This is a genomic window from Nostoc sp. FACHB-280, from assembly GCF_014697615.1.
GTDB lineage: Bacteria > Cyanobacteriota > Cyanobacteriia > Cyanobacteriales > Nostocaceae > Nostoc_B.
Genome location: NZ_JACJSD010000022.1, coordinates 45,804 through 59,861 on the forward strand (window position 1 = coordinate 45,804; position 14,058 = coordinate 59,861).

Genomic DNA, 14,058 nt, shown 5'->3' on the forward strand with positions numbered 1-14,058 from the left:
TTCTGAATGATACGTCAAGGCGATATCTGAAAAGCTGAATATACTAGTTATTTTATTTCAGACTTCAGATTTCATACATTTGTTTATGCCTAGCTAAAAGCTGAAGATATTTGGTATTTGTCTTCGCCTCTAGCCATTTAGCTTTAAAAATAGCGGCTGATTCTGCTTTTACTGGGTCTACTTCTAATGGTAATACTTCTTTGTTTGAACTTCCGCCGCCGGAAGTTTTTTTGTATTTTCTGCCGCTTTTATGATTAGCATAACGGCGAGAACGAGTATAACCCATTTGAATAAACTTCCGCGCCATATCTGCTCCCACAAAATCGTCTTGTTCGAGATAATGTAGAAACATCTCATAGATTTTTTCACTGGACTGTCTAGCAATTTCAGGTGTTTTGAACCGCCAATAAGGGAGAATTTCAGATTTATAAGGTTCAACCAAAAGTACACCCTGTTCGCCTTTACCAACGCGGTATAATTCAGGGTGTTGGCGAAAATCAATTTTTTGGAAGTCTAAAGAATAATCAAAATCCATAATAATTTAAAGTAAACTCTGTTTAAGAGTTCAACTTCTACCCTAGTAAGGAAATTTATTCTGCCCTCTTATCTAGCTGTCGTATGAAAAGTATCCTTGCGCCTGGACATTTGCGGAAAGTGCATCACATTGCTCTCAATGTCAAAGATATGCAAGCTTCCCGTCACTTTTACGGTAAGATTTTAGGCTTACATGAATTGACGGGTAAGCAAGTCCCCGCAACTTTAGTGGAACTTGTCGCTGAAGGGAAAGTTGCCAACTTTGTTACTCCCGATGGTGTAATTTTAGATTTATTTTGGACACCTGATCTCAATCCACCCCATCCAGACCCAGAACAGAGTTTTACAAGAGCCTATCATCTGGCGTTTGATATTGATCCGCGATTATTTGAGACGGCACTAGCAGTTTTAGAGGAGAATAAAGTAGCGATCGCACATGGGCCTGTTTCTCGTCCTACAGGTAAAGGTGTGTACTTTTATGATCCTGATGGATTTATGATTGAAATTCGTTGCGATCCTCAACCTGAACCAAAAGTACCGAGTGCTAATTACTAATTCAGTATTTCAATAATTCCTTTTCATTTAACAATGCAGATATTTCAAGTCATCGAAGCAGCACTCACAAAACCACCAATTCCCCACGAACCATACAAGCAATCACTCAAAGCTTGGGCGATGTATTGCTTGCGTGATAGAGGTTTCAAAGTTGTTTATGCTCAAAATGCTGATTTTGCCATTGAACCCAAAGGCGGAGATAAAATCTATTTTAAAGTGACCAATAATGCCGATGATGTAGATAAGTCCTGCGCTTGGATAGTTTGGGATAGTGTCGCTAAAACCGCCAGCTTGATTCCACCATCATCTTGATGAGGTTGACAAGGGAACAGGGAACAGGGAAGTATTTTTCCACACCACTTGAAACCCATGATTCTCAAAGGGTTTAGTAAGGGTTTTTGTTCATTTAGGGATCTGCGGGTTAATAGGGTTGCAACTAGACGGGTTTCGACACTTCGACAAGCTCAGTGCATCGCTTCGCTCAACCCTCGACCCTTGGGAGTTGAGCGAAGTCGAAACTCGGTTTACTGGTACTTTATTTTCATGCAAGTCCCTTACACCCTTACACTCTCCCCATAACCCAAAGCTAGAAGTTCTAAAATTACGCCATTAGTCCAACCGAAACCTATTTCATTGGAACTGTAACCAAAACAAATTTCATCAGAAACTTGAGCAGAACAACGCTCAACGTCATATTTTTCGACGAAGAAACCAAATCTAGTAAATTCTTTCATCGCCATAGCGAGGAATTTATCAGCAATATCTTGGCTTTCCGTATGATATCCATAGCGGCGCAGTCCCAGGACAGCAATTAATGTGAGGGGAGACCAGCCAAAAGGTGCGTCCCATTGATTTCCGGTGACATGAGAACTGGTAAAAATTCCCCCTGGCGCGGCGAATATTGGCAAATTCTGCACAATTCTTGCGGCTTGTGTGGGTGAAGCAAGTCCTGTCCAGAGAGGATAAAAGGTGGTAGCAAATTCATAATGACGACGATCGCCACTATGAAAATTATAGTCTAGGTACAGTCCTGTTTCTTCATCCCACAAGTATTGATTGATACGCTCACGGCGAAGACTGGCGCGATCGCTCCATTGTTTTCGCAGGTCTGGATTACCTAAAATCTCGTGAATTTGCGCTAAGTCTTGCTCTATTTGATACAGCAAACAATTTAAACAAACAGGCGCATAGTGGATAATATCAACACTGAAGGGGCCAAAGCGGTTGGAAATATCAAATCCAGACTCACGCATAGAGCGATCGCCTTTGTAAAATAAGTCTGTGAGTTCGTCTTTTTCGCGGTCATAATACAAATTCACATCATAATCATCAATCTCAAATTTTTGATAATACTCCTTGACACGTTCGTAGTGGCTGCGTCCGGCTTCATCCCGTTCCGAAAACAAAACTTCGGGGGCTGGCCCTTCTCCTAAAGCAAAATATCGGGATAAACCTGTGGCGGGATTGAGATGTGGCGGTACTACCCAGTAGTAATAAAACTGTTCTAATAAGGGCAAGGTTGATTTTAACCATGCTATGTCTTGGGTATGTTGAAACAACGCCAGCACCATCAAACTGAGGACAGGGGGTTGCGATCGCGTCAGCATATAGGTACGGTTGGCATTAAGGATAGTGCCGTAATGCTGGACTTGATAAAGTAATTGATCAACTTGACTTTGAGCTAATTCCCATTCTTCATCCCGCAGTAAGCCCAGCAAAATAAAATAACTGTCCCAGCCATACATCTCGTTAAAACGTCCACCAGGAACGACATAAGCGCCGGGGAGATATAACAAGCCGTGTTCTTGAATATCTGCAACTTCGTTGGGTAAGGTGCGAATTTCGATTTGCTGCATTTCGGTTGCAGATAGCGATCGCTCTAACACAGACTTGACTGTATTACAGTCTTCTTGGGGAGATATGTAAATTAACCACGGGGTATTGGCTTGGTGTTCTAGTTTGGTGTCTTGGGCTGATTCTAGTAAGTGTTGATGGGAACGGGTGAGGGTTTTCCAGGTTTGTTTGATGTAGGTGCGGACTTGTGTTTGTGTGGTGAGTTGTATAGTCATATTTATTTCACGCAGAGACGCATACTTCGACTTCGCTCAGTAACCAGAGGCGCGGAGAGGAATTAAGAGGGATTTTATTTGTATATTTAGAGATTGCTTTAACCTCTTGTGGGGTGGGCATCTTGCCCGCCACTGTTTTATTAATCACTCAGTAATTAGTAAGGCTACGGGGAAGTGGGAGAGGGTTTGGGAGATGGGGAGAGTGTCTCCAGGTTGTAGGGTTTGGTGGGTGAGGAGGTTTTGCCAAGTTTTGGCGGGGAGTTTTAGGTGTGTATCTTGCCATACTGACTCGCCTAGTGGGGGTTGTCCGGGTGGGGTGAGGCTGGTGAGGAAGCGGGGGACAATGGCGATCGCGGTTTGCTTGCCGTGTTGGCGGGCAAAGGCGATGATATGGTTGGCGTGAGTTCCGTGGACTTCTAGTGGTTGGTATTCGCCGTTTTGGAATAAGGAGAGATATTTTGTTCTGGCTTTGAGTGCTTGCAGTGTTAAAAACAGTTTGATTCTACCGTCGGTTTTCTGAGTTAGTAGTTCGGGAATGCAGTCGAGAATATCTGTTTTGATTTGTGCTTGGATGGTACTCAAATAACTACGTCGCAATTCAAAATCTACGGGACGGCGGTTATCGGGATCAACTAAGCTGAAATCCCACAGTTCTGTTCCTTGGTAGAAGTCGGGAACTCCAGGTGCAGTAATTTTAAGAAGGGTTTGAGAAAGAGAATTAAATATGCCATATTCGGCAATTTTTTCTTGAAAGGGACGGAACTTATCTAAAAATTCCCGTGATAAGTTGGGGTCTAGTATTTTCTGTACAAAGGTTGTACAAGCTGCTTCGTATTCGTTATCGGGGCGTAACCATGCGGTGTGAACTTTCGCTTCCCGGATGGCTTTAATCATGTATTCTTGCACTCGTTCCACGAAGGAGGCTTGTTCATGTTCTGCAAAGGGAAATGCGCCAACTAGGGTTTGATAGAGGAAGTATTCATCGTTGCGATCGACTAAGCTACGATGTGATTGATTAAGTTCACTCCAATGATTTACTTGTTGTTCCCATTCTTGAGGAATTTCTGACAACACATTTAACCTCGCTCTCACATCTTCGCCGCGCTTGGTATCATGGGTGGCGGTGGCGTTCATGGTATGCGGCCAGTTTGCTTGGTGCTGGTGGTTAAAGTTATGAAATTGCTCAATATTAATTCCAAAATGGCTGGGGTTTCCGCCGACTTCATTCAGTGAAATTAGACGGTTGTAAACATATAAAGTAGTATCTTCTACACCTTTAGCCATGAGTGGCCCAGTATATTGCTGCATTCGCAAAACAAAATAAATCCACTGTTCTTTTTCTGTTTGGCTGAGAGATTCATCAAACTGCAACAGCAAGACTTTTTCTAAAAAGTTCATTTCATGTTGCAACAGAGGTACTTGTTTTCTCGCTGTGTTAATTACTTGTTGAATGCAGGCTTTATCTGTGTCGGAAATTGCATCGGGAGTAATATAAGTACGGTAGATGGGGAATAATGTCAGAAGTTCTGCGATCGCTCGTTTCAAACCATTCAATGTAAAATCATTGCCATAGCGATATTTGCTGGCAATATTCTTCAGCAAACTAGCTAAATTATCCACATCACCCGCTAAATTCTTTTCTAATATGAGATGCTTTTTCTCTTTAACCAGTGATGGATAATTGACCCTTGCACCGATAAATGAATGGTAAATTTTATTAAATACAGCTTGATTTTGTGCTTGACAAAATACACCATTGACATAATTCAAAAAGTCATATCCCGAAGTACCTTGAATCTGCCAATTATTTGGTAAACCTTCTGTAAGTTCTAAAATCTTTTCCACTGTAATATAAACATCACCCATTTTTTCGCGCAGTCTTTCTAAATACTGCGTTGGGTTATATAGTCCATCAATATGATCAATTCTTAAGCCAGTAAATACACCGTCCTCTACCAGCTTATGAATCAAACTATGAGTGTTGTTAAACACGCGCATTTCTTCAACTTTCACTGAGATGAGTTCATTAACAGTAAAGAAACGGCGATAGTTCATTTCCTCTGCGCCAACTTTCCAGAAGGCGAGACGATAAAACTGGTCGTTGAGTAAGTCATCGAGTAAGTTAAAACTTTCCGAATTACCAGGTTCACCATTAAAACTTTTTAGGTTTTCGTCAATGAATTCCCGGATATCACCATTAGTGCTGTAGAGTTCCCAAATCAAACCTTTGATAAAAGCAATTTGGTCTTGACGCTGTTTACCAGTAACTTCCGAAGGTACACTTTTGAGAACGTAGAGAACGCCTAAAAGTTTAATAAATTCAGGATGATTTCTCCCCAGTGTGCGGGTGAGTTTACCAAGATTGTAAGTCAGAAATTTGCTATAAGACTCTAACCGCAATGGTAATTTTAAGCTGTAATAGTTAACAGTTAAACCATTCTGCTCATATTGAATTTGAATATCTCCCTTTTCTAAAGCTTCACCATAAAAATCTCCTAATAGTGGTGCAAGAATGCGCTCTTGGCTATTAGCAAAAGGCGAGTTCCAACAAACATCAAAATAATCGGTATAACTCGAATCTACACCATGTTCTAACACATCCATTAAGTAGGGATTTTCGCTACTATAAGCCATGTGATTCGGCACAATATCTTGTAGCCAACCCATCCCCAAAGCTTGTAATTCTGCCACTAAAGCTGCAAAATCGTCCGTAGTTCCCAATTGCGGATTTAACTGTGCAGCATCCACCACATCATAACCATGTGTACTCCCAGTTCTCGCCTTAAAAATTGGCGAAGCATACAAATCAGAAATGCCTAAATCTGATAAATAAGATGCGATCGCTCTAGCATCCTCAAAGCCAAACTGGGGTGTAAACTGAATTCTATAAGTTACTTTTGGGATTCGCATCATATTTTTACTTGATATAAATAGGTTGAAAAAGAGGTTCAGGGGAAAACACTCTGCGCCCCTCCGCGTTGACTTCACGTAACTCTGCGTTATAGTAGTCCTAAATCATTTGTAAAATTTCTATATCTTTTAGGACTTACGCAAAATATCTCTCAAACTCTCATTTCTCCGTGAACTCTGCGCCTCTGTGGTACCCTGCGGGAAGCCGCTTGCGCGTCTACGATTTTCCGTAGCTTGTGCGTAAGTCCTGTCTTTTTCTTCTTTCTTCCCTTTGCGTCCTTGGCGTTCTTGGCGGTTCGTTTCCATATCTATGTTTTTCACAACTCAGATAGGATTGCTATACAAAACTAAACTCATAGCCGCCAACACAACCTCCTCCCCCACAGAAAGTTTGTCAGGCGCTTGATAACCTGAGTCTAATAACTTCCGCGCACTTTGCTGAATTGGTAAACTCACCGCCACCGATGACGAATTAAAATTCATCGCAAATACCACCTCACCCGACTCGCACCAACGCCGGACAACAACTAATTTTTTCTCTTCATCACTAGTTGCTGCAATACTGTCGCGGTCATAATTCAATAACGCAGGATGAGTTTGGCGTAAATGAATTAACTGACGATACCAATTCCATAAAACCTTGTGTTTTCCTTGGTGACGCAATTCCCAGTTAAGTTTACACCGCAGAAATGTCTGTGCAGATTCGGGATCTGGTGGATCTTCCGCATAGTGGAACGCCTCAAACTCTTGCTTACGTCCAGCACGCACAGCTTGAATCAACTCAGGGTCAGAGTGACTGACAAAATAGATGAAGGGTGCAGTTTCGCCATATTCTTCACCCATGAATAGTAACGGTAAGTAAGGTGATAACAATACAGCACCAGCCGCTAATTTCAAACCTGCAAAGGAAATTCGCTCAGATAAGCGTTCCCCCTTCATTTGATTACCAATTTGATCGTGATTTTGAATACAAACTGAAAACTGAGATAATGGGCGATCGCGGCAAGATATCCCATGAAAACGCTTACGGTGGGGTGCATATCGCCAATCATAGACAAAAGTATCTTGGTAAGCTTTAGCTAAATCGGCACACTTACCGAAATCTTGATAATACCCTTGGCGATCGCCTGTTAACAATGTATGCAATGCGTGGTGGAAATCATCACTCCACTGTGCATCAATTCCATATCCTCCCAATTCTGGCGGACGTACAATTTGCGGGTTATTCAAGTCACTTTCTGCAATTAAATAACGTTTCCATGTCCCCCCTTGGCAAAAGTTATGCACAACTTCCGCCAATTCCCATAAAACATGCTTTGCACCCAAATCATAAATTGCTTGAATTGCATCCAGCCGCAAAGCATCTATATGAAAGTCTCCCAACCAATACAGCGCATTTTGAATAAAATAATTTCGCACACCTTGGCTATAAGAATCATCGAAATTCATCGCGTTGCCCCAAGGTGTCTTATAAGTTTTAGTAAAATAGGGCGCAAATTGACCCATATAATTACCTTCTGGGCCAAAGTGGTTATAAACCACATCCAGCACTACAGCAATGCCATTTTCGTGACAAGCATTCACAAACCGTTTGAAATCGGCTGGACTACCGTAGGAATTTTGTACCGCATACAGGTAAACGCCATCATATCCCCAGTTACGATATGCCAAATCAGGCTGAATATGATCATCGCCCGGAAATTGGGCAATGGGCATAATTTCAATCGCGTTAATTCCTAACTCCCGCAGTTCTGGTAAACGGGGAATAATTGCAGCAAAGGTTCCTTCTGGGGTGAATGTCCCGACATGAAGTTCATAAAAAATCATCGATTCTAAGGGAATACCCGTCCAGGTTGTATCTGTCCAATCAAAATGATGATCTACAACTTGAGAAGCACCGTGAACTCCTTGGGGTTGAAACTGCGAAGCTGGGTCAGCAAAAGCTTCTTGCTCATTTAATTTATATCGATACAGTGTACCTGGATACACATCATTGATTTTTACTTGCCAGTATCCTTCTGCTTGCGGTTTTAGCGGAATTAACTGCGGTTCTGGCGTTAAAATCTCTATCTCAACACTGTTTAATGTGGGAGACCAAACAGTAAACTCACACTCGCCGTTACCTAAGTAGTGAGCGCCAATTTTCACACAGCATCCTCCGCTTAAATGATGTTCTGGATAAGTGTTTGACAACTGTAAATGTCATCAAGTCAACATTTTTCAGTTATCTGCCAGATAGCATCATGGTATTTTTCTCAGTTATTCCACCAGTGCCAAAAGATATATTTGGTAGTAAGCATTTGGAAATAAAAAGACCAGCCTCCCACAGCTGGTCTATTAAATGTTTTTCGCGTTGTCTTCTCAATAGAGTTAAAACCCGATTGCGCGTTCCCAAAATGCAACGGGCAACTTTTCTTAACAATATTGTAACAGCCAACACAGTTTTTTCTTAAAAATTCACTAAAAAAAGATAAAGCCCGTTCAGATGGGCTTCCATCTTTGAGAATATTTCAACTAACCCGGAAGGTAGAGGGGATTTAGGGGACAAGGGGGACAAGGGAGACAAGGGAGAAGAATAGCAATTGATAACTTCTGCCTTCTGCCTCCTGCCTCATTCAATGACTATTGACTAACTGCGGTTTTCCCCAGAGAATGCGTTCTTGTTTATAAATAGCAATTCCTGGTTTGGCTCCTTTGGGTTTGTAGACGTACTTGGGCTGAGTATAGACTACTGGTACTTGGTCGCTTTGACGAGCGCGGCTGTAGTAGGCGGCGAGGTTGGCTGCATATTGCAGATCATCTGTGTCGGGGACAGCGCCCGCTTCTAAACGCATGAGAATATGGCTTCCGGGAATTTCTTGGGCGTGGAACCACAAGTCATAATCTCCCGCCACCCGAAAAGTTAATTGGTCATTTTGGCGATTATTGCGACCAATTAAGATTTCCCAACCGTTAGGAGTGCGATAACGACGGAAGTTGGCGATAGCAGTTTCGTTAGTGTTACGATCGCGGTATTGTGGATCTTCTAAATATTTTTGTCCAATTAGCTCATCACGGATTTCTTCTAAAGCTTGCAAATCTTCGGCTGTTTCGTAGTTTTCAATTTGCGCGATCGCAGCTTCTACTTGTTCTAAATAATCAATCTCTGATTGTACTTCTAACAATAACGGTTCCACTGCTAAACGAGCGCGTTTGAGTTTTTGGTGCTGCTTGTAAAAATTTTGAGCATTCTGCACACCGTTTTTATCTGGCTGAAGTGCGATCGCTACTGGTTCACCTGTTTCAAAATCAGGTAGGGTGATTTCTTGCATTCCCGGTTGCCAATTTTGCAAGTTAGCCATCAACAAATCTGCTTTTTGGCGATAATCATCCGCTTGATCTGATTGCTGCAAACGGGTGGTAAAGGCTTGGGCTTTGATTTTTAACTTCGTCAGAATATTTTGTAACTTCTGACTTAGTTGATGGCGCAATTGAGCAAATACCTGTTGGTTGAGTTGGTCGGTGTAATACTTATTCAGCAAGGCTTGGGTATCTTTGACTGGCGCAACCGCACCCCAACCCATCACGGTGTAACCAGTTGCTGTCCAAGCTGGTTGGAATTTACCAACATTTAAAGCTTGTAGCCATTCTTGCCAACATTCAAAGAGTTTTTGCCAATCGTCAGAACTTAGTTGATCAGTAGTTGTGTCTGGTGCAATACTCGCAGCTAACAGCAGAGAATCTACCAGTGATGCACTTAACCCGCTATAACTTTTGATGAGTTGACGCTTAATTGCACCGGGAACTAAACTCACCCTTTCTTGCCAACGTGCTTGAGATTCGCCCAAATTGGGAACCGGGCCTGTAAGTTTGGGGGGAAATTCGTAAAGCTGTCCAGTTTGAATTGGTCGGACACTCGATTGCTGCTCACTAACTTGATGGGCAGCCGTAATGATGAAATTATTGGCATCAGTCAAAATCGCATTACTGTATTTGCCCATAATTTCCACATACAAGTGATATAGGGCAGATTCTCCCGGACGACGGGCAAATTGTAAATCAATCGCCCTCTCCCAAGGTGCGATCGCTTCAATCGCAATTAAAGCCAAGCCACCCAATTGATGTACTAGTTGCTGGCTAAAAGTAAAAGTATCAGGCGATCGCGGCGGCGGATCACCGATGCAAATCCGTGCAGCTTGGGGATGCCAAGAAATTTCCAGCCAACCCCGTTGTTTCAGGGTGCGTAATGCGATAGAAATAGTGTAGCGATCGCGCTGATAAACTTGTTCTAAACGCGATGGCAGCCAGTAAGCGCGTAGTTCGCTACAAGCAGAAGTCAGGGTGGTAAAGTCAACTGGTTGCACAACAAATCATTGGCGTTCAAACGTCGATGCTCAGTATATGCTATCTTGTCTAGCTCTGATTGGCATACTATGAAAAAGATAAAATCTTCCACATCCTCCCGCCTTCTCATAGCTACAGTCGTCACTACAGGCGTATTGTCATTAATCACTCCAGTTAATGCTCAACAAACTCCTGAAACTGTAGCTAACGGCATTTACCATCCGCGAGAGGCAGAATTTTTCCGTGAGGGAAGGGACAAATTTGAACGAGAAATAGAATTTTTATCAACAAATAGCATTTCTGCTCCCGAAAACATCCTCAAAATTACTCCAGCAAAAACACCCGTAATTCAGCAACCAACTCTAGAAAACCCTCAATCTTTACCAGGTAAAAAAGCTCTACCGTCAAATTAATCACAACCTCATCTACCTGGATATTATTGCAGACAAACAAAAGAATTACCAAATTTATATCCCCGACTTTTTTAAAAAGTCGGGGATATTTTTTCTGATGAATACTTTCACCAGAATTTATAACTTTAAATACAATGCCATCTTTCTAGAGATACTAAAATTTTCCCTAAAGTTTGTCTATATTTTGAGCATAATTTTGTTGCTAAAAGGTAGCAAAAGTTAACTAGTGATTTCTAGAGGATTAAAGTATGAGTTTGCTACTTACAACATTCACCCAACACCTAAACTTTTCCCAAACACAACTAGAATCTATCCTGTTAAAATCACTGAATGAAGTACTAAATTTGCCGGAATTGCAACAAGAATTAGCAAGTTTAGATATTAAATTACTCAAAGAAACATTACCCACAGCCGGAGCAGTTTTAGCCCAAGAATTACCACCTTTTTATAACTGGTTAAAAAATGAGTTGGGTGTTAAACGTGTTCCCGAAAGTCCAGATCATGCAACTGCGTGGGTAATTGGTTTTGTGAACAATCAAGAAAGTTTAACTCACTTAGTTGAATTACACCGTCCAGTACCACGTCTAGCTTTAGAAGCTTCAGTTCCTCGCCTGATAGGGTTGTTTGACGGTGTAGAAAATGCAGCAGTTAGAAAAGAATGGCAAAAAGCGATCGCAGCTTTATGCTTAGTCTTAGTAGTCGATGCTCGTGAACAAGAGAAAATCTCTGTCGCAGCTTAAAAACTTATGCCGTGAACAACAAGAACCCCGAATTCTTCAAGAAGTCAGGGTTCTTGGTGCTGTAACCTGTCACCTACAACCTATCACCTACTACAATTTACCGCTTAGGCGCACCAAATCCACGACGCTCAAGCACACTCCGCACCTCTGGGCTAGGTGTGTAATTGTACCCGTAAGAAGAATTTTCCGAATCATCCATAACTTGAGGTGTAAGTAATACAATTACCTCATTACGCTGATTATTTTTGTTTGTTCTTCTAAACAATGAACCAATCAGTGGTAAATCTCCTAAAATGGGTATTTTAGAAACAGTTACCCGGTCTTGGTCTTGAATAATCCCTGAGAGAATTAAAGTCTGACCATCACGTAAACGAATCAAGCCAGAATTGAGCGATCGTTCAGAAACTAAGAATATACTTTGACTATTACCACCAACATTAATTTCTGCGGAAGATTGAGGAGCTTTAACAATAGGGGCTACAGATAATGAAACAAAACCATTATCATCAATTCGGTCAACTTTGACAGCTAATGTTAAACCCACACTTGTTTTTTCAGCAGTAACAGTTTGTACAGCAGTATCACTACCACGAGTTATTTCATTTCTAATGTTTCCTACTACTTCTTGAGTCAGGTTAACATTGGCAGTCTGACCTTCTTGCACAATCAATGTCGGGTCGGTCAAAATTTTGGCATTGCCACTTGTCACCTGAGCTTGCAAACTAGCCAAGAAACGTTTAGGGAATTGATATAAAGAAGGTAGTCCGTATGTGTAGGTATCTGGTGTCTGACCAGTGACTTGGCTAGTGTATCGAGTTGGTTCGCCAGTAACAGGATCAAATGCAGTGGGGACAGCAGTAACTGTTCCAGGAGTTCCTTGTGTAAATGCTGTCAGTCCCGGTTGTAATGGATTTGTACTTACACCAGCACTGGGAGTTCCTGTATTTGGGTTATTTTGGTTAAGGAAAATATTTCCTCCTTGAAGTGGGTTACTAGTAACGGGAGTACCAGTCACGTTATTTGCTACTTCAGCACTAGTAGCTGGTCTAGAACCACCAAAATTTAGAACTGCTGCACCACCATCATTAGTAAAGTAATTATTGCCAACCCCAAAAGAGAAACTAGTGTTAGTGTTATGGGTGTTTAAAAGGTTAACATCAATAATTTTGACATTGACTACTACTTGACGACGGCGAACATCAAGTTGAGTTAGTTGAGAAATTGCTATATTAATTTGTTTGGCAGGGCCAATCAATGTTATGGAATTTGTCCGCTCATCACCTAATGCTTGTAAACCTCGTAGCAAAGGTGTTGTATATTGAGAATCAGCAAGCGTGAGACGTTCAATTCTTGTTTCAGTGGTTGTCTGACTTTGAGTTACTGGAGCCGCACTACTACCCACAGGCACAGCAGTCACATTGGTTACTTGCCGTTCTCTGGTGACAGCACTTTCAGCCCCCATCCCTACTAAAAAGTTCAAAGCAACTCCGACATTGACCTGATTCAGCCGCAAACTACGTACAATCACATCACGGGTTGAATTAGGTAATTTCGCTCCTACAAAAACTGTACGACCATTTCGATTCGCTTCTAACCCACTTAAACGCAAGACATAGTTAAACACATCTTGCACAGGCTCGTTCTCTATGTCCAAAGAAATTGTTTGAGAGCCAGCAGCATTAGGAGCAGCACCTTGCTGACCTCCAGCAGCATCACCACTGATATAAGCCAAATTCAAATTAGCTGCACGGGCCAAAAGTGATAATACTTCGCGCACTGGTGCATCTCGCAACACCAGCCGTGGCACACGTTCTTGGGTTCCTAAATCAATCACACTCGGAGAAGCATCTGTAGCAGAAATAGCGATGTCTCCGACCGGTGGCGCAACGGCTCTGGGCAAGAACGGCGGTGCTTGGCTGACAGGTTGACCAGGCCCAGCCGCTTGGGCTGGTCTGCCATCAATACTAATTTCTGGGTTAGGAACCAGAACATCTGGCCTTTGGCTTGGTTGCACTGGCACAGACACATTTGTTGCAGGTACTGTTGGTGTTGTAGGTGTTGCCGCTACTGTACCTGTGGATGGTGTAAAGCCAAGGGTGATTCTGTCATCTTTGCGTACTACTGGTTGACCACTAGGTGCATCGTTATCACCAGTGACGATGACTCGAATGCTATTAGCATCTAGCTGCACAACTTCGACAGAGGCAATTCCTGATGCAGGTTTATCTTGACGGAAGTTATTACCACCTGCCAATCGTAGTTGAGCGTTAATTACATCAGAAACTAAAGTTTTACCCCTTTTGGTTGTAAAAACCTGGGGGCGAGAAGTTGAAGATGTTTTTAAAACTACGTTAATGCCACCATCAACAGCATTTAACTTAACATCATTAACTTGAGTTACCTGCGCCCATCCTGGTTGAGCTGCCAAAAATGTTAAAGCAGCAGCACCCAATATTAAGCTATTACCGTGAAGCTGTTTCACAGTTCATTCCTCACTTTATAAACATTTTTAAG

10 protein-coding genes are annotated in these 14,058 nt (G+C 42.1%); 4 read left to right on the forward strand and 6 right to left on the reverse strand.

Going from position 1 to position 14,058, the window contains the following annotated elements; genetic code table 11:
• Window positions 1-64: 64 nt before the first annotated feature.
• Complete coding sequence (locus tag H6G75_RS17280) at window positions 65-535, reverse strand: DUF4385 domain-containing protein (RefSeq protein ID WP_190981247.1); 471 nt, start codon at window positions 533-535, stop codon at window positions 65-67.
• 83 nt (window positions 536-618) lie between these two features.
• Between H6G75_RS17280 and H6G75_RS17285 the strand changes: the two genes are divergently transcribed.
• Window positions 619-1,089 carry a VOC family protein gene (locus H6G75_RS17285; RefSeq protein WP_190981248.1) on the forward strand — a complete coding sequence of 157 codons (471 nt, stop codon included), beginning with the start codon at window positions 619-621 and terminating at the stop codon, window positions 1,087-1,089.
• 33 nt (window positions 1,090-1,122) lie between these two features.
• A complete protein-coding gene (locus tag H6G75_RS17290) occupies window positions 1,123-1,401 on the forward strand; it encodes a hypothetical protein (protein WP_190592465.1) in 279 nt (92 codons plus the stop codon).
• Between the two features lie 242 nt (window positions 1,402-1,643).
• Here H6G75_RS17290 and H6G75_RS17295 read toward each other — a convergent pair whose 3' ends face one another.
• The 4 genes from H6G75_RS17295 to H6G75_RS17310 form a co-directional block, all read right to left on the reverse strand.
• Window positions 1,644-3,158 (reverse strand): trehalase family glycosidase, encoded by a 1,515-nt coding sequence (locus tag H6G75_RS17295; RefSeq protein WP_190981249.1) that lies wholly within the window; start codon window positions 3,156-3,158, stop codon window positions 1,644-1,646.
• Between the two features lie 144 nt (window positions 3,159-3,302).
• Window positions 3,303-6,068, reverse strand: coding sequence for a malto-oligosyltrehalose synthase (gene treY / locus H6G75_RS17300; protein WP_190981299.1), 2,766 nt, complete (start codon window positions 6,066-6,068; stop codon window positions 3,303-3,305).
• A 324-nt stretch (window positions 6,069-6,392) separates the two neighbouring features.
• A complete protein-coding gene (gene treZ / locus H6G75_RS17305; protein ID WP_190981250.1) occupies window positions 6,393-8,216 on the reverse strand; it encodes a malto-oligosyltrehalose trehalohydrolase in 1,824 nt (607 codons plus the stop codon).
• A 467-nt stretch (window positions 8,217-8,683) separates the two neighbouring features.
• Window positions 8,684-10,411, reverse strand: coding sequence for an NFACT family protein (locus tag H6G75_RS17310; protein WP_190981251.1), 1,728 nt, complete (start codon window positions 10,409-10,411; stop codon window positions 8,684-8,686).
• 69 nt (window positions 10,412-10,480) lie between these two features.
• Here H6G75_RS17310 and H6G75_RS17315 point away from each other — a divergent pair, with 69 nt between their 5' ends.
• Window positions 10,481-10,804 (forward strand): hypothetical protein, encoded by a 324-nt coding sequence (locus tag H6G75_RS17315; RefSeq protein ID WP_190981252.1) that lies wholly within the window; start codon window positions 10,481-10,483, stop codon window positions 10,802-10,804.
• Window positions 10,805-11,052: 248 nt separating this feature from the next.
• Window positions 11,053-11,544, forward strand: coding sequence for a hypothetical protein (locus H6G75_RS17320; protein ID WP_190981253.1), 492 nt, complete (start codon window positions 11,053-11,055; stop codon window positions 11,542-11,544).
• Window positions 11,545-11,641: 97 nt separating this feature from the next.
• Here H6G75_RS17320 and H6G75_RS17325 read toward each other — a convergent pair whose 3' ends face one another.
• Complete coding sequence (locus H6G75_RS17325) at window positions 11,642-14,026, reverse strand: AMIN domain-containing protein (RefSeq protein ID WP_190981254.1); 2,385 nt, start codon at window positions 14,024-14,026, stop codon at window positions 11,642-11,644.
• Between the last annotated feature and the right edge of the window lie 32 nt (window positions 14,027-14,058).